Genomic DNA, 23,388 nt, shown 5'->3' on the forward strand with positions numbered 1-23,388 from the left:
GATGTAGACGTCCACAGGACTGTAGACGAATCCCGGAGGTTCGCGCGACATGACGGACACGCCCGCCCGTCGGCCCGCGGGAGAACTCGAGGCCCAGGTCCTGGCCGCCCTCTGGGCCGCCGACGGCCCGCTCACCCCGCAGCAGGTCCAGCACGCCCTCCCCGCCGACCTGGCCCGCACCACGGTCGCCACCATCCTGGCCAGGCTGCACGAGAAGGGCACCGTCTCCCGCACCAAGGCCGGCCGGGCCTTCGCCTACACCCCGACCGTCCAGGACGCCGACGGCCTCGCCGCCCGCCGGATGCGCACCGAACTCGACCGCGGCCGGGACCGCTCCACCGTGCTGGCCCGCTTCGTCTCCGACCTCTCCGGCGAGGACGAGCGCCTGCTCCGCGAACTCCTCGGGGAACAGCCGTGACCATCGCCATCTGGGCCCCGCTGCTGCTCCCGCTGCTCGCCGCCCCGCTCGCCCGCCGGCTCGCCGACCAGCTCGCCCCGCGCGCCGCCGCCCTCACCCTGGCCGCCACCTCGGTCGCCCTCGGCACCGCCGCGCTGGCCTCGCTCGGCCTGCTCACCGTCACCGGCCTGCTGCACCTGCCCTACGGCGCCGCCCTCGCCCACCTCTCCCCCGCGCACTGGCACCCCAGCGAACTCTCCGACCTCGAGTGGGTGCCCGTCGCGGCCGCCGCCGCCCTCGCGCTGCTCACCATCACCGTGCTGGCCGCCCGCACCGCCCGCCGCCAACTCGCCGACCTGCGCCGGGCCCGCGCCGCCACCGGCGACCTCCCGGCCGGCCCGCGCGCCCTGCTCCGCCGCCCCGGCCCCGCTGCCCTCACCGTCCTCACCGACGACCGCGCCGACGCGTACGCCCTGCCCGGCCGCCCGCCCCGGATCGTCGCCACCACCGGCATGCTCGCCGCCCTCACCGGCCCCGAACGCGCCGCCCTGCTCGCCCACGAACGCGCCCACCTCGCCGGCCGCCACCACCTCCTGCTCGCCGCCGCCGAGTACGCCGCCGCCTGCCACCCCGCCCTGCGCCCGCTGCGTGGCGCCCTCGGCTACCACCTGGAACGCTGGGCCGACGAGTGCGCCGCCACCGCCGTCGGCGACCGCGCCCTGACCGCCCGCGCGATCGGCCACGCCGCCCTCGCCGCCGCCCGCACCCCCGCCGCCCCCCGCCCCGGCCTCGCCCCCGCCGCCACCACCGGCCCGGTCCCCCGCCGCGTCCGCGCCCTCCTCACCGACCACCGCACCCCGCCCACCCCCCGCCGCGCCCTGCGCACCCTCGCCGCCCTCGCCCTGGCCGGCTGCCTCGCCGCCACCACCGCCGCCGCAGCCGAAGCCGGCCACGACTTCCACCAGGCCGTCGAAACCGCCCAGGGCGACCCCGCCGCCCGCTGACGGCTCCCCCCGAAAAACCGCCCGGCCCCCGGCGGGCACGCTCCCCGACGACTCTTCCCGACCGCCCGGTACACCCCCGCCGAACCCCCCGTACGCTGACTGCGGGACGGCGAGACGGGGGAGCGGCATGCAGCGGACCGACGGCGGCGGCACACCCGCCCGCGCCTCCCTCCGGGCCGTCCCGCCGCAGTCCTGCGAGCCTCCGCAGCACCCGCAGCGCCCGGAGATAGGCGACTCCTGGGCCCGGCTGCGCCGTCTCGGGCTGGACCCGGAGCGCGGCCGGCCGGCCCGCCACCTGCGTCCCGCGGAGCTGGAGGAGACCCGCCGGGCCACCGGCCTGGAGCAGGTGCTGCCGGTACTGCGCTCGGCCCTGTTCGGGCCGGGCGAGCCGGCCCCGGTGGTGCTCGCGGTGGCCGACCCGAAGGCCCGGGTCCTGTGGCTGGAGACGGACCGGCGGCTGCGCCGGGACGCCGACGCGATCGGCTTCGAGCCGGGCGCGCTCTGGTCCGAGGACGAGGTCGGCACCAACGGGATCGGCCTGGCCGCCCGCACCGCCCGCCCCAGCACCGTGCACTCCGCCGAGCACTACCTGCGCAGCCACCGCGGCTGGACGTGCGTGGGCGTCCCGGTCCGCGACCCGCGCACCGGCCGGCTGGCCGGCGTGATCGACCTGAGCGGTCCCGCCACCGGCGACCACCCCTACCTGCGGCAGCTCGCGCTGACCGCCGCCCGGCTCGCCGAGACCGAGCTGCGGGCCGGCCACCTGGAGGCGCTGCACCGGCTGCGGACGGTCGCGGTGCCGCTGCTGGCCCGGTTCGGCGGCCCGGCCCTGGTGGTGGACGGCGCGGGCTGGACGGCCGCCGCCACCGGCGTGCCCGGCCCGCCCCGGCTGGCCCCGCCGCCCGGCGACTGGGGCAGCGGCGGGGTGCACTGGGTGCCGACGCTGGGCGAGTGCGCGGTGGAGCCGCTGGCCGACGGCTGGCTGGTGCGCCCGGCCGCCCCGCGCCCGGCCGCGCTCGCCGAGCAGGCCGGGGCCGCCGCCGTGGAACTGGACCTGCGCCGCCCTGCCGACCCCGAACTGCGGGTGCGCGGCAGCGCGGGCGCCTGGTCGCACTCGCCGAGCCCCCGGCACGCCGAGCTGCTCCTGCTGCTGGCCCTGCACCGGGACGGCCTGAGCGCCGCCCGGCTCGCCGAGGCGCTGTTCGCCGACCCGGCCCGCACCGTCACCGTCCGGGCCGAGCTGTCCCGGCTGCGCCGCCACCTGGGCGCGCTGCTGGAGGCCCGCCCGTACCGGCTGGCGGCCCGGGCCGAGGTCGCGGTGCTCGGGCCGGACGACCCGTACGACCTGCTGCCCGGTTCGGCCGCCCCGGCCGTCCGGGAGGTGCGGGCCGCGCTGGCCGGGGGTGCGCTGCGGCTGCCGGGGCGGTCCGGCGGCGCTCAGCCGCCGGCCAGCAGTTCGGCCAACTCCTCGTCGCTGGGCAGCAGTTCGGGCGCGCCGCCGTCCGGCACCACGGTGTAGGTGCGTTCCAGCCAGGCCCGCACCTGCGGCCGGGACGCCTCCAGCAGGGCGCTGCCGTGCGGCGACCCCAGGGCCAGGTGCAGGGTCGCGCCGTGGCACGGGCAGGACGCGGGCCACAGTTTGACGTCGCCCTGGCCGCTGAGCCCCTCCAGGCCGTCGCGCAGCAGGTCGCGGGAGAAGACCCAGTCCGCCTCGTCGGGACGCCCCAGGTGGAAGGTCAGCCGCACCTCGTGCGGCGCGGCGGCCGCGTACCGGAACCGGGTGCGCACCTCACCGACCAGGTCCTGGTCCAGGGCGATCCGCAGCAGCAGCACCTCCTCCACCACCGCGGGGGGCACGGCGGCGCCGTCCCGGTCGCCGCCCATGGGGGTGGCGGCGACCGGCTGGTCGGAAGGGGCGGACAGCGGGTCGCACGGCATGACGATCTCTCCGAAGCGGCTGGGTACGGCACCAGCGTGCTCCGGCGCACGGCCGCTCGCAACGGTTGCAGGGGGTTGCACGGGGTGTTCCGGGTGGCCTGTTCAGGCCACTCCCCACCACCGGCGCGCTCCAACTCGCCGGTCCGGCACGGGACTCGATTCGGCCGCCGGGTTTCGCCCGGGATCTGGCGGTCCGTCAGACCGCTGGTAGTCTCGTCCCTCCCGCCCCGTTCGCCCGGGCCCGTCCGGGCCGCGCACGGGGTGCGGTGTCGCATGCGGACCTGTCAGGAAGGGGAGCCCGGTGGCGCTCCGCGAGCACTCCAGGCCCGTTCCCGCGGGCCGGTCGGGACGGCACGGCCGGCCCGGGCCCTTCGGCGGGCGGCTGCGGCTGCCCACCATCCGCTTCTCCGGTGCGGCGATGGCGATGTCCACGGTGGTCGGGATCAGCCTGGCCACCACCTGGCTGCTGAACGAGCAGCAGCAGCAGGTCGGCCGCCGGATCGGCGTCACCGTCGGCGGCCCGCCCGTCCCCAGCCCGGACGCCACCCCCGCCGAGAGCCCCGCCCCCGCGCCGGGCAGCACCCTGCAGGCCGCCCCCGCGACGGCCGGCGGCGCCTCCGCCACGCCCACCGGCCGCCCGAGCGACCGTCCCGGCACCGGCACCGCCGGCACTCCCGGCACCGCCCGCCCGACCACGGCCACCGCCTCCGCCCCGCCCCTGCGGCTCGCCGAGGACACCGCCACCCCGCCGCCCGCCGCGCCCTCGCCCTCGTCCACTCCCGCGCCCGCCGCCTCGCCGTCGCCCTCGGCCACCCGGCCGGCCCCGCTCGCCCCGGGCCCGTCCGCCTCGCCCTCGCCGACCGCCAAGCCCTCGCCGACCGGCACCGCCGCACTGCCCGGCACCCTGCACGGCACCGCCCGGGTGGACGCCCTGGGCCCCACCGGCACCCGGCACACCCTGCGGCTCGACCTCGACGAGGCGATGACGGCGCTCCAGGTCGAGTTCCGCCTCAACCGCCCCGCCGCGCTGCCCGGCAGCACCCCCGCCACCGACCTCCCCGGCGCGGTCGTCACCGTCGCCCTCGAACGCGACACCCTGGTCTACCGCTTCACCACCCCCGCCGACCTCCCGCTGCGCCCCGGCGGCTACACCTTCACCATGACCGGCGCCACCGCCCAGCCCGGCACCGCCCCGGCGGCCCCCGAGACCTGGACCGCCTCCGCCTTCGCCCTCCCCACCAGCCGCGCCCTCGCCGCCCGCGGCACCTTCTAGCCCGGCACCGCCCCCGCCCGTGCCCCGGCCGGGGCACGGGCGGGGCACGGGCGGGCTCCGCCCTAGTGCCGCGTCAGGCAACCTTTGCCGTGAAGGAGCGGCGGTCGGTGCGTGCTCTCGGCGTGCCGGCCGGAAGCCCTCGTACTGGATGTACTCGGGTTTTCGGCCGGTGCGGCGAGAGGGCGTGCCGGGCGTCGCGACGGGCGAAGGTTGCCTGACGCGGTGCTAGAACGCCGCCCGCACCGCCCGGGTGCGCCGCAGGTCGTCCGTCGCGTCGGCCAGGTTGCGCCGCAGCGCCGGCGTCAGCGCGGGGTCGGCGAGGACGGCCTCGGCGGCGGCGACCACCTCGGGGGCGGTCTGCGCGGACGGGAAGAGCGCCTGGCCGAGCAGCCGGGCGACCGCGTCGGTGCGGTCGGCGGCCTCGGTGATCCGCGCGAAGAAGCGCAGCGCGTAGGCGTGCTGCCGGTCCGGGTCGCCGGAGGCCCAGAAGCCGCGGGCGGTGGCCTCCAGGACCCGGTTGGAGACGCCGTCGGGGGTGAACAGCAGCTCCCAGGCGTCGGCCTTGGCGTCCTCCCCGGGCCGGGCGGCCCGGGCCCGGGCCGCGCCGAACTCCGCTTCGCTGCCCGGTTCGCGGGCCGCCTCGGCGTCGATCGCGTCCTCGTCGAGCCGCCCGAGCGCGGCCAGCCGGGCCAGGCCGGCCCAGCGCAGTTCCGGTCCGACGGGCAGGGCGCCGGGCGCCGCGTCGTCCGCCAACCAGCCCTGCAGCTCGGTGAGTTGGTCGTCTCCGCCGCTGCTCTCGACGGCGGCCCGCAGCGCGGCCAGCCGGATGCCGTGGCTGCCGTCGCCGGCCAGCAGAGCGCGGGCGGTGCGGCTGACGGCGGCCAGGCCCTCGGCCCGGCGCGCGGCGGGCAGGTAGCGGCCGGCCACGTGGGTGCGGGCGAAGGTGAGGACGGTCTCGACGATGCTGTCGGAGGTCTCGGCGGGCAGGTGGCGTTCCATCAGGTCGAGGTAGGCCGCGGGGTCGAGTTCGGCGTCCCGGACCAGGTCGCGGGCGTGCTCCCACAGGACGGCGCGGGTGACGTCGTCCTCGATCGCCGACAGCGACTGCGCGACGGCCCGCCAGGAGTCCGGGTCCAGGCGGATCTTGGCCCAGGTCAGGTCGCCGTCGTTGGGGACGACCAGGGTAGCGCCGGCCTCGACCAGGGCGGGGACGGCGACCCGGCGGCCCGGGCCGAGCTCGACCGGGACGCGGCCGGCCGGGACGACCCGGCCGTCCTCGACCCGGTAGCCGCCGACCTCGATCAGGTGGGGCCGGCTGCCCTCGTTGACGACGGTGAGCGCGGTCAGGGTGCCGTCGGCGGCGCGCTCGGTCTCGGCGCGCAGCGTGTCGACGCCGCTGGTGCGCAGCCAGGCGTCCGCCCAGCCGGGCACGTCGCGGCCGCTGCTGGCGCTCAACGCGGCCAGGAAGTCCGGGAGTTCGGCGTTGCCGTAGAGGTGGTCGGCGAAGTAGGCGTTCAGGCCGGCGAAGAAGGCGTCGTCGCCGAGCCAGGCGACCAGCTGGCGCAGCGCGGAGGCACCCTTGGCGTAGGAGATGCCGTCGAAGTTGACCATCGCCTCGGCGACCGAGCGGGTGCCGTTGCCGGCCACCGGGTGGGTGGAGCCGCGCTGGTCGGCGTCGTAGCCCCAGCCCTTGCGCCGGGCGGAGAACGCGGTCCAGGCGCCGGTGAAGCGGGTGGCCTCGACGGCGATCCGGTAGCCGAGCATCTCGGCGAACGACTCGTTCAGCCACAGGTCGTCCCACCAGCGCATGGTGACCAGGTCGCCGAACCACATGTGGGCCATCTCGTGGCAGACCACCATGGCGCGGGTCTCGTGGTCGGAGGCGGTGGCCGGGGAGCGGAACAGCATCTCGTCGCGGAACACCACGCAGCCGGGGTTCTCCATCGCGCCCCAGTTGAACTCGGGGACGAACGCCTGGTGGTACTCGCCGAACGGGTAGCGCTCGTCGAAGAGTTGGTGCAGCCGGTCCAGCGAGGCGGCCGTCACCTCGAACAACTCGGTTGCCTCGCGGTCGAGTTCGGCGGCCAGCGAGCGGCGGGCGTGCAGGCCGAGCGGGATGCCGTCGTGCTCGCCGTGCACCGAGTGCAGCGGGCCGCCGACCACGGTGAACAGGTAGGTGGAGATCGGCTTGGTCGGGGCGAACTCCCAACTGCCCTTCTCGCCGCGGACCTTGGCGCCGTTGCCGACCAGGGTCCACTCCTCGGGGGCGGTGGCGGTCAGCGTGAACGGGGCCTTCAGGTCGGGCTGGTCGAAGCAGGCGAACACCTTGGCCGCCAGGTCGGGCCCGCAGGTGGCGTACACGTACACCTCGCCGTCGGCCGGGTCGGTGTACCGGTGCAGGCCCTCGCCGGTGCGCGAGTAGCGCATCTCGGCCTCGACCAGCAGTTCGTTCTCGGCGCGCAGCGCGGGCAGCGCGAGACGGTTGCCGTCCAGGGCGGCGGTGTCCAGCGGCTCCCCGTTCAGGACGGCGCGCCGCAGGACGGCGGGTTCGACGTCGACGAAGCTGTCGGCGCCGGGCTCGGTGCAGCCGAACCGGATCACGGTGGTGCTGCCGAACCGCTCCGGGCCGCCGGTCAGGTCGAGGTCGACGGTGTAGCCGCGGACCTCCAGCAGGCGGGCACGGACAGTTGCTTCGGATCGTTGCAGTGCTGGCATGCCCGCATGCTCGCCGAGCCCGCCCGGCCCGGGCAAGCGGGTGCGCGCCGGATTCGCTCGCGGCGTATCCCGGCGGGCACGGCGGGTTGGCTAGGGTGGGAACGGCGAATCGAGGAGGAGCACGTGACGACTGTTCTGGTCCAGGGCGGCAACGCACCCCTGGCGTCGGCCCGGGTCGTGGTCGAGGTCACCGCGCCCACGCGGCTGGACGTCTCCGGACTGCTGCTCACCGCGGCCGGCAAGGTCCGCTCGGACGCCGACTTCGTCTTCTTCAACGCCCCGCAGGGCCCCGGCGTCACCCACCGCCCGGCGGCCGGCGGCGCCCCCGACGCGATCGCCGTCGACACCGCGGCCGTCCCGGACGAGATCACCCGGATCGTGGTCACCGCCTCGCTCGACGACCGGCGCGCCACCTTCGCGGGCACCGAGCCCACCGCGACCGTCCGGGACGCCGACACCGGCCGCGAACTGTTCACCTTCACCCCGCCGCGGCTCTCCCGCGAGACCGCCCTGGTCGTCGTCGAGGTCTACCGGCGCGGCACCGAGTGGAAGGTCCGCGCCGTCGGCCAGGGCTACGCCAACGGCCTGGCGGGCATCGCCACCGACTTCGGCGTCGCCGTCGAGGACGCACCCCCGGCGACCGCCGCCACCACGGCCCCCGCCGCTCCCCCGGCCCCGCCCGCCCCGCCGCTCTCCGCCCCGCCGATGCCCGCGCCCGCGGCCCCGCCGATGCCGGGCGCGGCGCCCCGCGGCGCGGCGCCGCAGGGGCCCGCGACCCCGCCCCCGATGCCGTCCGGCTCCCCCGCCGTCGGCAAGGTCACCCTCGACAAGGGCCGGGTCAACCTGGTCAAGGGCGGCTCGGTCTCCCTGGAGAAGGCCGGCAAGCCCTTCCTCGCCTCGGTCCGGATGGGCCTCGGCTGGGAGCCCGCCGGGCGCGGCCGCAACATCGACCTCGACGCCTCGGTGATCGCCTTCGACGCCCAGCGCAACAAGATCGACACCGCCTGGTTCATGAAGCTCTCCGTCTTCAACGGCGCGATCGCCCACTCCGGCGACAACCTCACCGGCCGCGGCGGCGGCGACGACGAAGCCATCACCGTCCACCTGGCGGGCCTGCCCCCCGAGGTCTGCGGCCTGGTCTTCGTCGTCAACTCCTTCTCCGGCCAGAAGTTCACCGACATCAAGAACGCCTACTGCCGCCTGGTCGACGCCGCCACCGACGAGGAACTCGTCCGCTTCGACCTGGCCCAGTCCGAACCCCACACCGGCGTCGCCATGTGCAAACTCGTCCGCCAGTTCTCCGGCGAGTGGGTCATGACCGCCCTCGGCGAGTACGTCGACGCCAAGACCGCCCGCAGCATGGTCAAGCCGGCCGCCGCCATGCTCTGACGCCCCACCGCCGCGTCGACGAGCCCCGGCAGTCGGCCCACGGCCCGAGCAACGGCTGCCGACTTCCCCTTCCCCTTCCCCTTCCCGACCGATCCGCCCGGTCCGCCCGGTCCGCGCGGTCATTTCGATCCGGGAAAACCGGATTCCGCGAGAACCACCCCGGAGAACACGAGGGCCCGGAGCGAAATGCTCCGGGCCTTTTCGGGGAACGGCGGGCGGCGGGTCAGCCGCGGGTCGCCATCGCGCGCAGGAAGAAGGTCAGGTTGGCGGGGCGCTCCGCGAGGCGGCGCATGAAGTAGCCGTACCACTCCTGGCCGTAGGGGAGGTAGACGCGCATGGTGTTGCCGGCCTCGGCGAGGCGGAGCTGCTCCTCGGGGCGGATGCCGAAGAGCATCTGGTACTCGAAGGAGGTGGTGTCGCGCTTGTTCCACTCGGCGAGCTGCCCGGCGATCTTGATCATGTTGGGGTCGTGCGAGGCCACCATGGGGTAGCCCTCGCCGGCCATCAGGACCTTGAGCGCGCGGACGTACGCGAGGTCGACGTCCCGCTTGCCCTGGAAGGCCACCGACTCGGGCTCCTTGTAGGCGCCCTTGCAGATCCGCACCCGGGAGCCCGCGCCGGACAGGTCGCGGCAGTCGGCCTCGGTGCGGCGCAGGTACGCCTGGAGCACGACGCCCAGCCAGGGGAAGTCGGCGCGCAGCTCGCGGGCGATGGCCAGGGTGGAGTCGGTGGTGGTGTGGTCCTCCATGTCGAGGGTCACCGTGGTGCCGGCGTCGGCGGCGGCCTGGCAGATCCGGCGGGCGTTCTCCAGGGCGATCTTCTCGCCGTCCACCGGGAGGAACTGGCCGACGGCGGAGAGCTTGACGGAGACCTCGGCGTCCGCGGCGAGGCCGGTCTCCTTGAGGGCGGTCAGCAGGTGCTCGTAGGCGAGCGCGGTGCCGGCGGCCTGGTCGGCGTCCTTGGTGTCCTCGCCGAGGTGGTCGAGGGTGACCTTGCGGCCGCTGGCGACCAGCGTCTCGGTGGCGCTCACGCCCTGGTCGAGCCGGTCGCCGGCGACGAAGCGCTCGACGATCGCGTGGGTGGGCGGGAACTTCTCGACCATGGTGCGCACCTGCGGGGAGCGCGAGGCGGCGAGGAGGGCGGAACGGAGCATCGTGGACTCCCGGCGAAGCGGATCAGCTGGTGGAGAAGAGGGGGCGACGGCCGGCCGGGGGTGGTGGCCGGCCGTCGAGGGGGCCTGGTCAGCCCATGTGCGGGTAGCGGTAGTCCGTCGGCGGGACGAACGTCTCCTTGATGGAGCGGCTGGAGGTCCAGCGCGTCAGGTTCTGCTTGGCGCCGGCCTTGTCGTTGGTGCCGGAGGCCCGGCCGCCGCCGAAGGGCTGCTGGCCGACGACGGCGCCGGTCGGCTTGTCGTTGATGTAGAAGTTGCCGGCCGCGTTGCGCAGCACGCGCATCGCGTGCTCGACGGCCTCGCGGTCCTGGGCGATGATCGAGCCGGTCAGGCCGTACGAGGAGACCGACTCCATCTGCGCGAGCATCTCGTCGTAGTTCTCGTCCTCGTAGACGTGCACGGCGAGGATCGGGCCGAAGTACTCGTCGCGGAAGTACTCGGCGGCCGGGTCCTGGCAGACCAGCACGGTCGGGCGGACGAAGTAGCCGACCGAGTCGTCGTACGTGCCGCCGGCCAGCACCTCGACCTGCGGGTCGGCCTGGGCGCGGTCGATGGCGGCCTTGTTCTTGGCGAAGGAGCGATCGTCGATGACCGCGCCCATGAAGTTGCTCAGGTCGGCGACGTCGCCCATGGTGAGCCACTCGACCTCGTCGCGGAAGTCGTCCTTGATCTCGGCCCAGATCGAGGCCGGGACGTACGCGCGGGACAGCGCCGAGCACTTCTGGCCCTGGAACTCGAAGGCGCCGCGGGTCATCGCGGTCTTCAGCACGGCCTTGTCGGCGGACGGGTGGGCGACCAGGAAGTCCTTGCCGCCGGTCTCGCCGACGATCCGCGGGTAGGTGCGGTAGCCGGCGATGTTCTCGCCGACGGTGCGCCACAGGTGCTGGAAGGTGGCGGTGGAACCGGTGAAGTGGATGCCGGCCAGCGCGGGGTGCTTCAGCGCGACCTCGGAGACGGCCAGGCCGTCGCCGGTCACCATGTTGATGACGCCCTTGGGCAGGCCGGCGGCCTCCAGCAGGCGCATCAGGTAGTGCGCGGCGAACTGCTGGGTGGGGGACGGCTTCCAGATCACCACGTTGCCCATCAGCGCGGGCGCGGTCGGCAGGTTGCCGGCGATCGCGGTGAAGTTGAACGGGGTGATCGCGTAGACGAAGCCCTCCAGCGGGCGGTGGTCGGTGCGGTTCCACACGCCGTCGGAGGAGATCGGCTGCTCGGCCAGGATCTGCCGGGCGAAGTGCACGTTGAAGCGCAGGAAGTCGACCAGCTCGCAGGGGGTGTCGATCTCCGCCTGCTGGGCGGTCTTCGACTGGCCGAGCATGGTGGCCGCGGCGAGGGTCTCCCGCCACGGCCCGGCCAGCAGGTCCGCGGCGCGCAGGAAGATCGCGGCGCGGGAGTCGAAGGAGAGCGCCTGCCAGGCCGGCGCGGCGGCCAGCGCGGTGTCGATGGCCTCCCGCGCGTCGTCCTGGGTCGCGTTGCGCAGGGTGCCGAGCTTCGCCGCGTGGTGGTGCGGCTGGACGACGTGGATCTCGGAGCCGCCGCCGAGGCGCTGCTCCCCGTTGATCGTCATGGTCAGCTGGATCGGCCCCTGGCCGCCCAGCTCCTTCAGCTTGGCCTCCAGCCGGGCCCGTTCGGGGCTGCCGGGGGCGTAGCTGTGGACCGGCTCGTTCACCGGCGCGGGGACCTGGGTCACAGCATCCATGGCGCGCACGCTCTCCTTCTCGTCATGGGAAGCCGGCGAGGGTCGCACGCCGGCCATGGAGGAACGCTATTCCCCGTCCCCGTCCGGCACCGTTGGCCGCGCCGCCAAATTCCCCCACTCGCCGTTGTCCGCCCGGACGAACACCGTCACGCCCCGGTCACGACGGCCGTCTCCTGTCCGCCTCACTAAACTCGACCCCGCGACCTTGTCCGCCCCGACGAACCCCGCCCCGGCGAACCGCGCCCGCCCCGCCCCTGACGCACCGAGGACCCCGACGATGACCGGCCTCCCGCTCCGCCAGCTGCTGATGTCGCTCGGCGAACCCCTGGTCGAGCTGCAGGCCGCGCCCGCCGGGCTGGACGTCCCGGTCCGGCACGTGGCCATCCTCGACCCGGAGGACCCGCCCACCTCCGCGCCGGGCGAACTCGTCCTGGCCATCGGCGCCCGCGGCCGCGCCGCACTGCCCGCCCTGCGCGCCGCCGGCCGGGCCCGGGCCGCCGCCGTCGCGGTCAAGCTGGACGGGCCGGGCCAGGCGGACGCGCTGCGCGAGGCCGCCACCGAGGCGGGCGTGGCGCTGCTCTCGGTGCGCCGCGAGACCCGCTGGGAGCACCTCGACTCGCTGGCCCGCACCCTGCTCTCCGGCACCGACGGCCCGGACGGCCCGGATCCCGGCGGGCCCGCCACCGGCGACCTGTTCTCGCTCGCCCAGACGGTGGCCGTGCTGACCGGCGGCATCGTCTCGATCGAGGACACCTCCAGCCGGGTGCTCGCCTACTCGCGCACCTCCGAGACCGACGAGGTGGACGACCTGCGCCGGCTGTCCATCCTGGGCCGCCAGGGGCCGGAGCCGTACCTGGCCAAGCTCCGCGAGTGGGGCGTCTTCTCCCACCTGCGCGGCTCCGAGGGCGCGATCGAGATCGCCGCCCACCCCGAACTGGGCATCCGCCGCCGGCTGGCCATCTCGATCCGCTCCGGCGCGCAGCCGCTGGGCACCATCTGGGTGCAGGAGGGCTCCCGCCCGCTGACCGACACCGCCGAGCAGGCGCTGGTCGGCGCCGCCCGGGTCGCGGCCGGCCAACTGGTGCGCCGCCGCCGCGAGTTGTCGGCCGACACCCGGCTGACCCAGACCCTGCTGACCGGCCTGCTGGAGGGCTCCACCGGCCCGCAGTCGCTGGCCACCCACCTCGGCCTGGACGTCCGCCGCCCCGCCACCGTGCTGGCCTACGCGCCCGCCGCCACCGACGACCGGGACGCCGAACTCACCCGCGACGAGGTGACCGGCCTGATCTCGGTGCACACCGCCGCCCGCCACCGCGGCGCCCTGCTCGCCCCCGTCGACTCCCGGGTCTACGTCCTGCTGCCCGAACTCCCGCCCGGCGTCCCGCTCGGCACCCTGCGCGACTGGACCCAGGAGACCGTCGACGCGGCCCGCGACCACCTCTCCATCCCGCTGCGGGCCGCCATCGGCCCGACCGTCCCGGGCCTGGCGGACGTCCCCGCCTCCCGCGCCCAGGCCGACCGGATCCTCGACGCGATGGGCCGCGGCGGGGTCGTCCCCGACGTCGCCGCCCTCCAGGACGTCCAGGCCGAGGTGCTGGTCTCCGAGGTGCTCGCCCTGCTCCAGGACCGCCCCGAACTCCGCGACCCCCGCCTCACCGCCCTCACCGCCTACGACACCCGCCACCACACCCGCCTGGCCGAGTCCGTCCTCGCCTACCTCGACGCCCTCGGCGAGGTCCGCACCGCGGCCGACGCCCTGCACATCCACCCCAACACCCTGCGCTACCGGGTCCGGAGAGCCGAACAACTCACCGGCCTCGACCTCGCCCAGCCCCGGCAGCGGCTCCTGGCGATGCTCCAACTCCGCCTGCACGAGCAGTAGTCGACGCCCCGCCAGGGGCGCGGGGAACTGCGCGAACGGCCCCCCGCCAACGGCAAGGTCCGCCCGCGGAGAGCAGAACCCTCCCCGGGCGGGCCCCCGCTCAACGCCGGGTCACATCCGGTGCCACGGCCCCGTGATCGCCAGCATGATCCCCGGCTCCTGGATGTTGGCGAACAGCGTCCGCCCGTCGTGCGAGAACGTCACCCCGGTGAACTCGCTGAACTCCGGCTTCTCGGCCGTCCCGAGGTTCAGCTCGTTGCGCGCCAGCGCGTACGTCCGCCCGTCCGTGGTGGTGCCGAACAGGTGCTGCAGGCCGTTGCCGTCCTCGGCGATGATCAGGCCGCCGTGGGGCGAGACGGTGATGTTGTCGGGGCCGTCGAAGTTGCCCTGGTCGGTCCAGATGTCGTTGTTGACGCCGAGGATGACCTTGAGGGTCAGCGTCCGCCGGACGGGGTTGTAGAACCAGACCTGCCCGTCGTGCTGCAGCGGTGACTCCTCGCGGGCGAACGAGGAGACGAAGTAGATGCCGTTGTCGCCCCACCACATGCCCTCGAGCTTGCGGGCCCGGGTGACCTCGCCGTCCTTGAACTGCTTGCGGATCGAGGTGGTGCGGGCGTCCCGGTCCTGGACCTTGACCCAGTCCGCGCCGTACGTGGTGCCGGGCTTGGTGGCCCGGGACAGGTCGTCGACCAGCTTGCCCTGGGAGTCGAACGCCTTCAGCGCCTCCAGCACGCCCGCGTCGGCGGCCAGCGTGCGCAGCCGGCGCTTGCCGTGCCGGAAGCCGGCCGGCGGGGTCCAGCGGTAGAACAGGCCGTTGGGCTTGGACGCGTCCTCGGTCAGGTAGGCGTGGCCGCGCTTCTCGTCGATGACGACGGCCTCGTGCGCGAACCGGCCGAGGGCCTTGATCGGCTGCGGGTCCCGGTTGGCGTCCTGGTCGTGCGGGTCGACCTCGAAGACGTAGCCGTGGTCCTTGGTGAAGCCGTTGGTGCCGGCCTTGTCCTCGGTCTCCTCGCAGGTCAGCCAGGTGCCCCACGGGGTGGCGCCGCCGGCGCAGTTGGTGGCGGTGCCGGCGATGCCGACCCACTCGCGGACCTGGCGCCTGCCGTGGCCCCTGCCCTTGCCGTGGTCGCCGCCGTGCCCGTGCCCGTTGCCGTGGCCGGAGACCTCGACGACGGTGCAGCCGCCGGCCGCGGCCGGGTCGTAGACGTGGCCCTCCAGCAGCGGCACGGGGTGCGGCCAGTTGGCCCGCGGCCCGGCCAGCTCGTGGTTGTTCACCAGCAGGACGGTCCCGCCCCGGCCCTCGAACGCGGCGGTGCCGTCGTGGTTGCTGGGGGTGGACTCGCCGGTGACCAGGGTGGTCACGCCGGTCCGGGTGATGACCTCGTACGAGAAGCCCTTCGGCAGCGCCAGGACGCCCTGCGGGTCGGACACCAGCTCGCCGTAGCCGACCGCGGCGTGCCCGCCCTTGGCGAGGGCGGCCTCACCGCCCGCCGGGGCGGCGATCGCACCGGGCGCGGTGGCCAGCACCTCGGCGCTGCCGGCGATCAGGACGCCTGCTCCGAGCATGGTCGAACGGTTCACGAAGTCCCGGCGGGACAGCGACATGACGGTCACTCCTGGAGGAGAGGGGGGCTCTGGTGACCGAAAGGCTCCGGCCCGGACGTGAACCGGACGTGAATCCGACCCGGCGCCGACGTGCCGATTTACCGACCATAGAACCACCCGTGACCCGGCCTTTACCTCATCCCGCCACCGTGCCGCCCGGGCCTAGCGCCGCGCCCCGTGCTGGGTCCGCTCCACCCGCCACTGCTCCCACGCCGTCAGCCAGGCGTCCTCCGTCCCCGACGGCAGCTCCGGCGTGCCGCCCGCCCACAGCCGCTCCCAGGCCCGCTGCGCGGGCAGGCTCGGCACCTCGCTGGCGAACGCCGTGTACCGGACGACCTCCTCGACGGCCGCCGCGCCCTCGGCCGTCCCGCTCACCCAGTCCGCGTGGTGGGCCAGCCGGCTCAGGTGGTTGACCATCGAGGTGACCGCCTCGTCCGCCTCCTCGCGGGTCTCCGACGCCAGCCGCATCTGCTGCCGCACCGCCGTCTCCCAGCGCACCTGCCGGTCCTCGCCGCGCAGGTGGCGCGGCAGCCGGGCCGAGCGCCCGGCCCGCAGCTGCGCGGCCATCGCGGCGGCCCGGGCGATCGCCTGCACCACCAGGTCCCGGTGCGCCTGGAGCCCCCACTCGGCGGGTTCCGGCTCCGGTTCGGGGGCGTGCCGGTCCGCGCGCAGCGCGGCGACCTGCCGCAGCATCGCCGTCCGGCCGACGATGTACCGCTCGAAGTCGCCGATCCGGTGCAGTTCCACCGACCCGGGCGGGACGCCGCGCCCGGTCACCGTCACCGTCGCCCCGTCCACCCGCAGCCGTCCGGCCCACACCGTGCCGTGCCCGGCGCCGGTCCGCGAGTCCTCGTGCACCTGCACCGCGTGCGGCTCGCCGTCCACGGTGATCCACTCCCGCAGTGCCCGGACCCGCCCGGCGGTGTCGCCCTCGTCGACGCCGAGGTGCTCGTAGACCCGGTCCCGCTCGTCCTCGACGACGTCCTCCAGGTCGGGCAGCAGCCCGCCCGACCCGGCCCCGGCGCGGTAGGTGCGCACCGTCACGTACGGGCCCTGCGCGGAGCTCCAGTCACCGGACCGGACCTCCACCGCCGCCAACTCCCCGTCGCCGACCTCGTACTCCGCCAGCACGTCCCACCCGGGCACCCCCCCGGCCCCGTGCACCCACCCGAACACCGGAAACCCCGCGCCCGCCAACACCCGCCGGCCGTACGCCTCCTGGTCCGAGTACATCGCCTCGATGTCCACGGGCCCGCTCGTGTGCTGCCTCTTCATCCCTCGCCGCACCCCCGGCCGCTCGCCACTCCAACGCCGACTTACCTTACGGCCAGGGGAACCTGTCGAGCCATCAGCCGGACGTGGAGGGCTTGCAGAGAACTCGCGGCCGGAGCCCCGTCCGGGGCCCCGCCGGGAGCACCGCTCCGCTCACCCGGTCTGCCCGCGCAGCGAGCGCGCCTTGACCGCCGCCCGCCGGGCCTCCTTCGCCACCTTGCGGTCCAGGTGCAGCTCGCCGACCGCCTCCAGCACCTCCGCCGTCATCGGGTGCGGCACCCGCCACACCTCGCCGAAGTAGCTGGCCGGGTTGTCGGTCACCGGCAGGTCGGCGACCAGGGCCTGCAGCCGGCCGCCCTCGCCCGCGGTGAGCAGCATGACGGCGGCCATCGAGTCGACCACCCGCCAGAGCGCGACCTCGCGCTCCGCGGCCGCGACGTCCGCGCCGCGGGCCCGCAGCCACTCGCGGGCCAGCCCGCCCAGCTCGGCGTCGTCGACGACGCCCCGCACCGGCGGGGCCGCCTCCTCGCCCAGTTCGGCCAGGCCGAGCACGCAGTAGTAGCGGCGGACCGGCGACTGCGCGTCGCGCCCCTGCGCGCCGGCCAGCAGTTCGCGGGCGGCGTCCTGCGCGTCCCGGGCGGCCAGCCAGGCCTTCAGCTCGGGTTCGGCGAAGAGCTGCCCGTTCTCGGCGAGTTCGCGCAGCAGGGCGGGGCCGTCCAGTTCGGCGAGGTCGCCGATGAGCGGGGCGTCGTAGCCGTCGGCGAGCAGCCACTCGCGGACGGCGTACTGCCCGAGCACGGTGAGCCGGACGGTGCCGAAGCGGGCCGCGTCCTCGTCGGTCAGCGGCCGGTCGGTGTCCACCACGTCGCCCTCGGCGCCGCCGTCGCCCTCCTCGAACAGGTCGGGGTCGATCGGCCGGTGCTCCAGGAGCCCGAGTTCGGCGAGGTCGCCGAGCATCGGGTCGAGGACGACCATCAGGTCGGTGATCTCGCCGAGCATCTCCTCGTCGGGCTCCTGCCCGTCGGGGACGACCAGCAGCGCGGCGAGCACGCCCAGCGGGACGGTCTCGGCGCCGGGCTCGGCGAACGCGGTGGCCTCGTACAGCACGTGCAGCGCCTCGTCGAGGATCTCGGCGGCCTGGTCGTGGGCGTCCTCGACCTCGGCGAGGCCGTCGGAGTCGTCGCTCCCGCCGCCCTCGACCACCTCGGGGTCGACCGACTCGGCCTCGGCGGCCAGCTCGCGGACCAGCTCGGCGGCCTCGAACCAGAGGCCGAGCACGGCGGCGGGCTCGCCGGCCTCGACGGCCGCCAGGTCGGGGCCGGGGATGGCGACGTGCGCGCCGTCGTCGGTGGTGCCGGTCTCGACCAGGTCGAGGTCGCAGGCCAGCGCCCAGGCCCGCATCGCCTCGACCACGTCGTCCTCGTCCGGGTCCTCGGCGCCGAGCATCCGGGCGGCCTGCACCCGGTCGGCCTCGCCGAGGTCGCCGTGCTCGTCGACCTCGCGGTGCGGGGCGACCCAGCGGGCCAGCGCGACCACCCGGGAGATCAGCGGGACGGCGAGGGCCGCGGCGGCCAGCTCGGCGTCGGCCGGCAGGGTGATCGGCGGGATCAGCACCGCCGTGTCGTCCGGGTCCTCGTCACCGCTCTGCGCGCCGTACAGGTCGGCGAGGTCGTAGTCGGCGGGCAGCAGCCCCTCGGCCTCGGACGGCTGCTGGTCAGGGGTGTTACGGCTACGTCCGGCCATCGCGCGCGTTCTCCCGGGTGGGTCGCAGGGCACCGCCGTCCGGTGGGCGGCCCGCCCGGGGGCGGCGGACGCGGGGAGCGGCGGAGCGGGCCGGTGCGTGTCGGCCCGTCAACCCAGCGTATCGGCCGCCACGACCGAACGCTTGAGCTGCGGGATCGTCCCCCCGAACGAGTGGGGCGGTGCGTCCGAACGAGTGCCCGCGGCCACGTATCCTTCGGGGGGCGACGCGCACCACCCCCGCGCGGGCGCCCCGGAACCCGGAGCGACGGCGCTCCGCACTCCACGTACCACGTGCACACCCGCACCGTCCGGGCCGCGCCGCCGCACCACGGCCCGGCCGCGCCCGGCGGCGCCTTGCCACAGGAGACCCCTGCCATGGCGGACCTCTCCCCCGCCGGCCCCGGCCTGAGCACCGCTCAGTACGCCGGCCGCCGACTGTCGGAGGCCCTGCTTCCGTTGGAACTCGCGCCCCGCAAGCAGCTCCAGCTCGCCCCGATCAGCCGCTGGAACGCGCTGCGCGGCATCCGGGTCGGCCTGGTGGCCGCCGCCCTGCTGCTGATGCTGATCGGCGCGAACCTCGCCACCCCGCTCTACCCGGTGCTGCAGCAGCGCCTGGGGCTGAGCCCGCTGGACACCACCGTCCTGTTCACCGTCTACGTGTTCGCGCTGGTCCCGGTGCTGGCCGCGGTCGGCCACTGGTCGGACCACCTCGGGCGGCGCGCCCTGATCCTGCCCGCGGTCGCGCTGGCCGCCGCCGGGGACGCGGTGTTCGCCACCGCCGGCTCGTTCTGGCAGCTGGCCGCCGGCCGGGCCGTGCAGGGCGTCGCGGTCGGCCTGTCCACCGGCGCGGCCGGCGCCGCCCTCGGCGACCTGCTGCCGGACCGCCCCACGCTGGCCGCCAAGCTGACCCTGGCCTGCTCGGCGGGCGGCGTCGCGCTCGGCCCGCTGGTCGGCGCCGCGCTCACCAGCGACGCGAAGCCGCTGCTCGGGCCGTTCCTGCCGCACGCCGTCGCACTGCTCGCGCTGTGCGTGCCGCTCGCCCTGGTGCACCCGCGGATGCCCGGCTCGGTGCGCCCGCCGGCCTCCCCGCCGCGCGTCACCACCCCCGCCCACCTGCGGCCCCAGCGGCTGCGGCTGCCGCGCACCGGGCGCCGCGAGTTCCTGCTGGCGGCGGCAGCGGGCTTCCTCTCCTACGCGGTCTTCGGCGTCTACCTGGCGCTGGCCCCCGCCTTCTCCTCCACCCTGCTGCACACCCGCTCCCCGCTGGCGGGCGCGGCCGTCGCCGCGCTGCTGCTCGGCTCCTCGGCGGCCGCCCAGCTGCTCGTCCCGCCGACCTCCGACCGGGTGGTGGTCGCGGCCGGCCTGGCCGGCCTGGCCGCCGGGCTCGGCCTGCTCACCGCGGCCGCCGCGACCGGCACCCCGGCGCTGCTGTTCGTCGGCAGCGTGCTGGCCGGCGTCTGCCAGGGCGTCGCCTTCCGCTCCCTGTTCACCACCGCCGTCGCCGCCCTCGACCCGGCCCGCCGCGGCAGCGAGCTCTCCGCCCTCTGGGTGATCGTCTACCTGGGCTCCTCCGCCCCGATCATCGCCGTCGGCGCCCTCACCCGCGCCTACGGCCTGCTCCCCGCCGTCACCGCCTTCGCCCTCACCGCCGCCGGCGCCGCCCTCGTCCTGGCCGCCACCGTCCTGCGCCGGCGCTGACCGCCGACGCCCGGCCCTGCGGCCCCCGCCGCCGTCAGGGCCGCGGCTCCCCCGGCCGTCCCGGCGGCAGGGCGTCGCCCAGCACGTGGCGGGGCCCGAGGAGCAGGTCCACCACGGAGCCGGCGATCTCCAGCGCCCGGCCGCCGTCCGGGCCGGCCGGCGGAGCCGGACTCGCCGCCCCGGCCGGCTTGCGGGCGGTCGCGGCGGGGACGGGGCCGGACCGCTTGCGAGCCGGGGCCGGGGCCGGGGCGGACGCCGAAGCAGTCGGGGCGGCCGGGGCCGAAGCCGAAGCCGAAGCCGGGGCGGAGGCGCCCGGAGCGGGCGTGGCCGAGCCGGTGGCCGCCGGGGCCCCGCTCGCGGCGGCCCCCGCCGCCGGACCGCCGCCCGCCGTCCCGCCGCCCGCGAGGCCGACCACCGCCGCACCGCCCCCGCCGACCAGGGCGACCGCCCCGGCCGCCGCCCCGGCGATCCGCAGCCGCCTGCGCCGCCGCTCCGCGCGCTCGTGCCGCTCGGCCATCGCGGCCCAGTCCGGCTGTCCCGGTCGTCCGCCGTTCGCCCCGAAATCCATGGCCCCGCAGTCTAGTTCGGCCCCGGGGCGGCGGAACGCGCGAAGGGGCGGGAACCCGGAGGTTCCCGCCCCTGTCCCGGCCGCTGCCGGTTCCGACCGCTACCGGCTCAGACGTTGAAGCCCAGCGCGCGGAGCTGGTCGCGGCCCTCGTCGGTGATCTTGTCGGGGCCCCACGGCGGCATCCAGACCCAGTTGATCCGCAGGTCCTTGACCAGGCCGTCGGTGGCAGTGCGGGCCTGGTCCTCGATCACGTCGGTGAGCGGGCAGGCCGCGGAGGTCAGCGTCATGTCGACGGTGGCGGTGTCGTCCGCGTCGATGTGCAGGCCGTAGATCAGGCCGAGGTTGACGACGTCGATGCCCAGCTCGGGGTCGACGACGTCCATCAGGGCCTCCATGAGGTCCTCGGTGGAGACCGTGCCGGCGCTGGTGAACGCGCCGGGGGCCTCGGTGGCCTCAGCGGCCGCTGCCTCGGCGGCCGGAGCCTCGACGGCCTCGGCCGTCTCGTTCTCGCTCATGAATCCAGTGTCCTAACGGGCGTCAGTCGGTGGTCTCGGTGATCGCGGGCTGGCCGCCGAGCGCCTTGGCGGTGGCGTCCTTCCAGGCCATCCAGCTGAGCAGGGCGCACTTGACCCGGGCCGGGTACTTGGAGACCCCGGCGAAGGCCACGGCGTCCTCCAGGACCTCCTCGTCGCCCTCGGACTGGCCCTTGCTCTGCATCAGTTCCAGGAAGGCCTCCTGGACCCGCTGGGCCTCGCCGACCGGCTTGCCGACCACCAGGTCGTTGAGCACGGAGGCGGAGGCCTGGCTGATCGAGCAGCCCTGCGACTCGTAGGAGACGTCGGTGACGACCGCGCCGTCGAGCTTCACCCGCAGGGTGATCTCGTCGCCGCAGGTCGGGTTCACGTGGTGCACCTCGGCGTCGCCGTCCCGCAGCCCCTTGCCGTGGGGGTTGCGGTAGTGGTCCAGGATGATCTCCTGGTACATCGAGTCGAGCTTCATGGCAGCCACCTCAGCCGAAGAAGTTGCGGACGTGGTGGAGGCCGTCGATCAGCGCGTCCACCTCGCCGGGCGTGGAGTACAGATAGAACGACGCCCTGGTGGTCGCCGGAATTCCGTACCGCAGGCAGACCGGCCGTGCGCAGTGGTGGCCGACCCGGACCGCGATGCCCTGCTCGTCGAGCACCTGGCCGACGTCGTGCGGGTGGATGTCGCCGAGCGTGAAGGAGATCGCCGCGCCGCGGTCGACGGCCGTGCGCGGGCCGATGATCCGCAGGTCGGGCACCTCGGCCAGGCGCTCGATGGCGTACGCGGTGATGGCGTGCTCGTGCGCGGCGACCTTGTCCATGCCGATCGCCGACAGGTAGTCGATGGCGGCGCCGAGGCCGACGGCCTGGGCGATCGGCGGGGTGCCGGCCTCGAACTTGTGCGGCGCGGGGGCGTAGGTGGACGAGCCCATGGTGACGGTCTCGATCATCTCGCCGCCGCCGAGGAACGGCGGCAGGTCCTCCAGCAGCTCCTGGCGGCCCCAGAGGACGCCGATGCCGGTGGGGGCGAGCATCTTGTGGCCGGTGAAGGCGACGAAGTCGGCCTCCAGCGCCTGCACGTCGAGCACGGCGTGCGGGGCGGCCTGCGAGGCGTCGATGCAGACCAGCGCGCCGACCGACTGCGCCTTGCGGACGATCGCGTCCACCGGGTTGACGGTGCCCAGCAGGTTGGACACCAGCGTCACCGAGACGATCTTCGTCTTCTCGGTGATCAGCTCGTCGATGTTCGACAGGTCGAGCCGGCCGTCGTCGGTCAGGCCGAACCACTTCAGCTTCGCGCCGGTGCGCTGCGCGAGCAGCTGCCACGGCACGATGTTGGAGTGGTGCTCCATCTCGGTGATCACGATCTCCGAGTCGGAGTCGACCTTGTACGGCTCCTCGGCCCAACCCAGCATGTTGGCGACGAGGTTGAGCGACTCGGAGGCGTTCTTGGTGAAGATCACCTCGTTGCGGCTGGGCGCGTTGACGAAGGACGCGACCTTGTCCCGGGCGCCCTCGTACAGCGCGGTGGCCTCCTCGGCGAGCACGTGCACGCCGCGGTGGACGTTGGCGTTGTGCTGCTCGTAGTAGGCGTTCAGCGCCTCCAGCACCTGGCGCGGCTTCTGCGAGGTCGCCGCGTTGTCCAGGTAGACCAGGGGCTTGCCGTCGTGCAGCTGCCGCGACAGGACGGGGAAGTCCTTGCGGATGGCGTCGGTGTCGAGGAGTCCGGTCAGATGGGAATGGGTCACTCGGAAGCGCCGCCCTTCACGTAGCTCTCGTAGCCCTCTTCCTCCAGCTTGTCGGCGAGCTCGGCACCGCCGGACTCGACGATCCGGCCGCCCGCGAAGACGTGGACGTGGTCGGGCTTGATGTAGCGCAGGATGCGGGTGTAGTGGGTCACCAGCAGGGTGCCGACCTCGCCGGTCGAGCGGACCCGGTTGATGCCCTCGGAGACGATCCGCAGCGCGTCGACGTCCAGGCCGGAGTCGGTCTCGTCGAGGATGGCGATCTTCGGCTTGAGCAGCTCGAGCTGGAGGATCTCGTGGCGCTTCTTCTCGCCGCCGGAGAAGCCCTCGTTGACGTTGCGCTCGGCGAACGCCGGGTCCATCGAGAGGGCGGCCATCGCCTCCTTGACCTCCTTGACCCACAGCCGCAGCTTGGGGGCCTCGCCGCGGACGGCGGTGGCGGCGGTGCGCAGGAAGTTGGAGACCGAGACGCCGGGGACCTCGACCGGGTACTGCATGGCCAGGAACACGCCGGCCCGGGCGCGCTCGTCGACGGACATCTCCAGCACGTCCTCGCCGTCCAGCAGCACCTGGCCGCCGGTGACGGTGTACTTGGGGTGGCCGGCCAGCGAGTAGGCCAGGGTCGACTTGCCGGAGCCGTTCGGACCCATGATCGCGTGGGTCTCGCCCTGCTTGACGGTCAGGTCGACGCCACGCAGGATCTCCCGCGGGCCGGTCTCGGCGTTGACGGAGACGTGCAGGTCGCGGATTTCAAGCGTTGCCATG

General features: G+C 75.2%; 19 protein-coding genes. 7 read left to right on the top strand and 12 right to left on the bottom strand.

The genetic code is table 11. The features are described from left to right. Positions 1-49: 49 nt before the first annotated feature. The 3 genes from EDD39_RS32660 to EDD39_RS32670 all read left to right on the top strand — a co-directional run bounded on the left by EDD39_RS32660 (position 50) and on the right by EDD39_RS32670 (position 2,920). Positions 50-418, top strand: coding sequence for a BlaI/MecI/CopY family transcriptional regulator (locus tag EDD39_RS32660; RefSeq protein WP_030910514.1), 369 nt, complete (start codon positions 50-52; stop codon positions 416-418). Further along, positions 415-1,401 carry a M56 family metallopeptidase gene (locus tag EDD39_RS32665; RefSeq protein ID WP_123562934.1) on the top strand — a complete coding sequence of 329 codons (987 nt, stop codon included), beginning with the start codon at positions 415-417 and terminating at the stop codon, positions 1,399-1,401. The genes EDD39_RS32660 and EDD39_RS32665 overlap by 4 nt, the downstream gene beginning before the upstream one ends. 127 nt (positions 1,402-1,528) lie before the next feature. Further along, positions 1,529-2,920, top strand: coding sequence for a GAF domain-containing protein (locus EDD39_RS32670; RefSeq protein ID WP_123562937.1), 1,392 nt, complete (start codon positions 1,529-1,531; stop codon positions 2,918-2,920). On the opposite strand, the gene EDD39_RS32675 is transcribed toward EDD39_RS32670, so the two are convergent. Continuing rightward, entirely contained in the window at positions 2,839-3,339 is a 501-nt protein-coding gene (locus tag EDD39_RS32675) for an SsgA family sporulation/cell division regulator (RefSeq protein ID WP_123562939.1), read from the bottom strand. The genes EDD39_RS32670 and EDD39_RS32675 overlap by 82 nt on opposite strands. Before the next feature lie 301 nt (positions 3,340-3,640). Here EDD39_RS32675 and EDD39_RS39975 point away from each other — a divergent pair, with 301 nt between their 5' ends. Then, positions 3,641-4,612: a hypothetical protein gene (locus tag EDD39_RS39975; RefSeq protein WP_123562941.1), complete on the top strand. Its 972-nt coding sequence runs from the start codon at positions 3,641-3,643 to the stop codon at positions 4,610-4,612. 225 nt (positions 4,613-4,837) lie between these two features. Here EDD39_RS39975 and pepN read toward each other — a convergent pair whose 3' ends face one another. Beyond that, positions 4,838-7,327, bottom strand: a complete 2,490-nt coding sequence (pepN, locus tag EDD39_RS32690) for an aminopeptidase N (protein WP_123562945.1) — start codon at positions 7,325-7,327, stop codon at positions 4,838-4,840. A gap of 135 nt (positions 7,328-7,462) precedes the next feature. Here pepN and EDD39_RS32695 point away from each other — a divergent pair, with 135 nt between their 5' ends. Next, entirely contained in the window at positions 7,463-8,716 is a 1,254-nt protein-coding gene (locus EDD39_RS32695) for a TerD family protein (RefSeq protein ID WP_123563477.1), read from the top strand. 223 nt (positions 8,717-8,939) lie between these two features. Here EDD39_RS32695 and EDD39_RS32700 read toward each other — a convergent pair whose 3' ends face one another. Beyond that, positions 8,940-9,869, bottom strand: a complete 930-nt coding sequence (locus tag EDD39_RS32700; protein ID WP_123562947.1) for a proline dehydrogenase family protein — start codon at positions 9,867-9,869, stop codon at positions 8,940-8,942. A gap of 88 nt (positions 9,870-9,957) precedes the next feature. Further along, positions 9,958-11,586 (bottom strand): L-glutamate gamma-semialdehyde dehydrogenase, encoded by a 1,629-nt coding sequence (gene pruA, locus EDD39_RS32705; protein ID WP_123562950.1) that lies wholly within the window; start codon positions 11,584-11,586, stop codon positions 9,958-9,960. A gap of 277 nt (positions 11,587-11,863) precedes the next feature. Between pruA and EDD39_RS32710 the strand changes: the two genes are divergently transcribed. Continuing rightward, a complete protein-coding gene (locus tag EDD39_RS32710; protein ID WP_123562952.1) occupies positions 11,864-13,468 on the top strand; it encodes a PucR family transcriptional regulator in 1,605 nt (534 codons plus the stop codon). Between the two features lie 111 nt (positions 13,469-13,579). On the opposite strand, the gene EDD39_RS32715 is transcribed toward EDD39_RS32710, so the two are convergent. The 3 genes from EDD39_RS32715 to EDD39_RS32725 all read right to left on the bottom strand — a co-directional run bounded on the left by EDD39_RS32715 (position 13,580) and on the right by EDD39_RS32725 (position 18,088). After that, complete coding sequence (locus tag EDD39_RS32715) at positions 13,580-15,073, bottom strand: alkaline phosphatase PhoX (RefSeq protein ID WP_123562954.1); 1,494 nt, start codon at positions 15,071-15,073, stop codon at positions 13,580-13,582. 162 nt (positions 15,074-15,235) lie between these two features. Further along, a complete protein-coding gene (locus EDD39_RS32720) occupies positions 15,236-16,348 on the bottom strand; it encodes a hypothetical protein (RefSeq protein WP_148089573.1) in 1,113 nt (370 codons plus the stop codon). 150 nt (positions 16,349-16,498) lie between these two features. Beyond that, positions 16,499-18,088, bottom strand: coding sequence for a hypothetical protein (locus EDD39_RS32725; protein ID WP_123562958.1), 1,590 nt, complete (start codon positions 18,086-18,088; stop codon positions 16,499-16,501). Positions 18,089-18,463: 375 nt separating this feature from the next. Between EDD39_RS32725 and EDD39_RS32730 the strand changes: the two genes are divergently transcribed. After that, on the top strand, positions 18,464-19,786 hold the full coding sequence (locus EDD39_RS32730) for an MFS transporter (protein WP_123562960.1): 1,323 nt from the start codon (positions 18,464-18,466) through the stop codon (positions 19,784-19,786). Between the two features lie 34 nt (positions 19,787-19,820). Here the strand turns inward: EDD39_RS32730 and EDD39_RS32735 are convergent, their stop codons facing one another. From EDD39_RS32735 to sufC, 5 genes are all read right to left on the bottom strand, one after another. Next, on the bottom strand, positions 19,821-20,354 hold the full coding sequence (locus EDD39_RS32735; RefSeq protein WP_148089574.1) for a hypothetical protein: 534 nt from the start codon (positions 20,352-20,354) through the stop codon (positions 19,821-19,823). 107 nt (positions 20,355-20,461) lie between these two features. After that, positions 20,462-20,749 carry a metal-sulfur cluster assembly factor gene (locus EDD39_RS32740; protein WP_051817190.1) on the bottom strand — a complete coding sequence of 96 codons (288 nt, stop codon included), beginning with the start codon at positions 20,747-20,749 and terminating at the stop codon, positions 20,462-20,464. 142 nt (positions 20,750-20,891) lie between these two features. After that, a complete protein-coding gene (sufU, locus tag EDD39_RS32745; RefSeq protein ID WP_123562964.1) occupies positions 20,892-21,353 on the bottom strand; it encodes a Fe-S cluster assembly sulfur transfer protein SufU in 462 nt (153 codons plus the stop codon). Positions 21,354-21,363: 10 nt separating this feature from the next. Next, the gene (locus EDD39_RS32750; RefSeq protein WP_123562966.1) at positions 21,364-22,626 is read right to left on the bottom strand and encodes a cysteine desulfurase; all 1,263 of its coding nucleotides are present in this window, start codon (positions 22,624-22,626) and stop codon (positions 21,364-21,366) included. Beyond that, positions 22,623-23,387: a Fe-S cluster assembly ATPase SufC gene (gene sufC, locus EDD39_RS32755; RefSeq protein ID WP_123562969.1), complete on the bottom strand. Its 765-nt coding sequence runs from the start codon at positions 23,385-23,387 to the stop codon at positions 22,623-22,625. Before sufC ends, EDD39_RS32750 begins: the two co-directional genes overlap by 4 nt. Position 23,388 lies beyond the last annotated feature (1 nt).

Origin of the sequence: Kitasatospora cineracea (assembly GCF_003751605.1) — a bacterium.
GTDB lineage: Bacteria > Actinomycetota > Actinomycetes > Streptomycetales > Streptomycetaceae > Kitasatospora > Kitasatospora cineracea.

Coding starts and splice junctions, on each gene's coding strand:
- EDD39_RS32670 (WP_123562937.1), top strand. CDS start 1,529: ATGCAGCGGACCGACGGCGGCGGCACACCCGCCCGCGCCTCCCTCCGG.
- EDD39_RS32715 (WP_123562954.1), bottom strand. CDS start 15,073: ATGTCGCTGTCCCGCCGGGACTTCGTGAACCGTTCGACCATGCTCGGA.
- sufU (WP_123562964.1), bottom strand. CDS start 21,353: ATGAAGCTCGACTCGATGTACCAGGAGATCATCCTGGACCACTACCGC.
- EDD39_RS32720 (WP_148089573.1), bottom strand. CDS start 16,348: ATGAAGAGGCAGCACACGAGCGGGCCCGTGGACATCGAGGCGATGTAC.
- pepN (WP_123562945.1), bottom strand. CDS start 7,327: ATGCCAGCACTGCAACGATCCGAAGCAACTGTCCGTGCCCGCCTGCTG.
- sufC (WP_123562969.1), bottom strand. CDS start 23,387: ATGGCAACGCTTGAAATCCGCGACCTGCACGTCTCCGTCAACGCCGAG.
- pruA (WP_123562950.1), bottom strand. CDS start 11,586: ATGGATGCTGTGACCCAGGTCCCCGCGCCGGTGAACGAGCCGGTCCAC.
- EDD39_RS32700 (WP_123562947.1), bottom strand. CDS start 9,869: ATGCTCCGTTCCGCCCTCCTCGCCGCCTCGCGCTCCCCGCAGGTGCGC.
- EDD39_RS32725 (WP_123562958.1), bottom strand. CDS start 18,088: ATGGCCGGACGTAGCCGTAACACCCCTGACCAGCAGCCGTCCGAGGCC.
- EDD39_RS32675 (WP_123562939.1), bottom strand. CDS start 3,339: ATGCCGTGCGACCCGCTGTCCGCCCCTTCCGACCAGCCGGTCGCCGCC.
- EDD39_RS32660 (WP_030910514.1), top strand. CDS start 50: ATGACGGACACGCCCGCCCGTCGGCCCGCGGGAGAACTCGAGGCCCAG.
- EDD39_RS32730 (WP_123562960.1), top strand. CDS start 18,464: ATGGCGGACCTCTCCCCCGCCGGCCCCGGCCTGAGCACCGCTCAGTAC.
- EDD39_RS32735 (WP_148089574.1), bottom strand. CDS start 20,354: ATGGATTTCGGGGCGAACGGCGGACGACCGGGACAGCCGGACTGGGCC.
- EDD39_RS32740 (WP_051817190.1), bottom strand. CDS start 20,749: ATGGAGGCCCTGATGGACGTCGTCGACCCCGAGCTGGGCATCGACGTC.
- EDD39_RS32710 (WP_123562952.1), top strand. CDS start 11,864: ATGACCGGCCTCCCGCTCCGCCAGCTGCTGATGTCGCTCGGCGAACCC.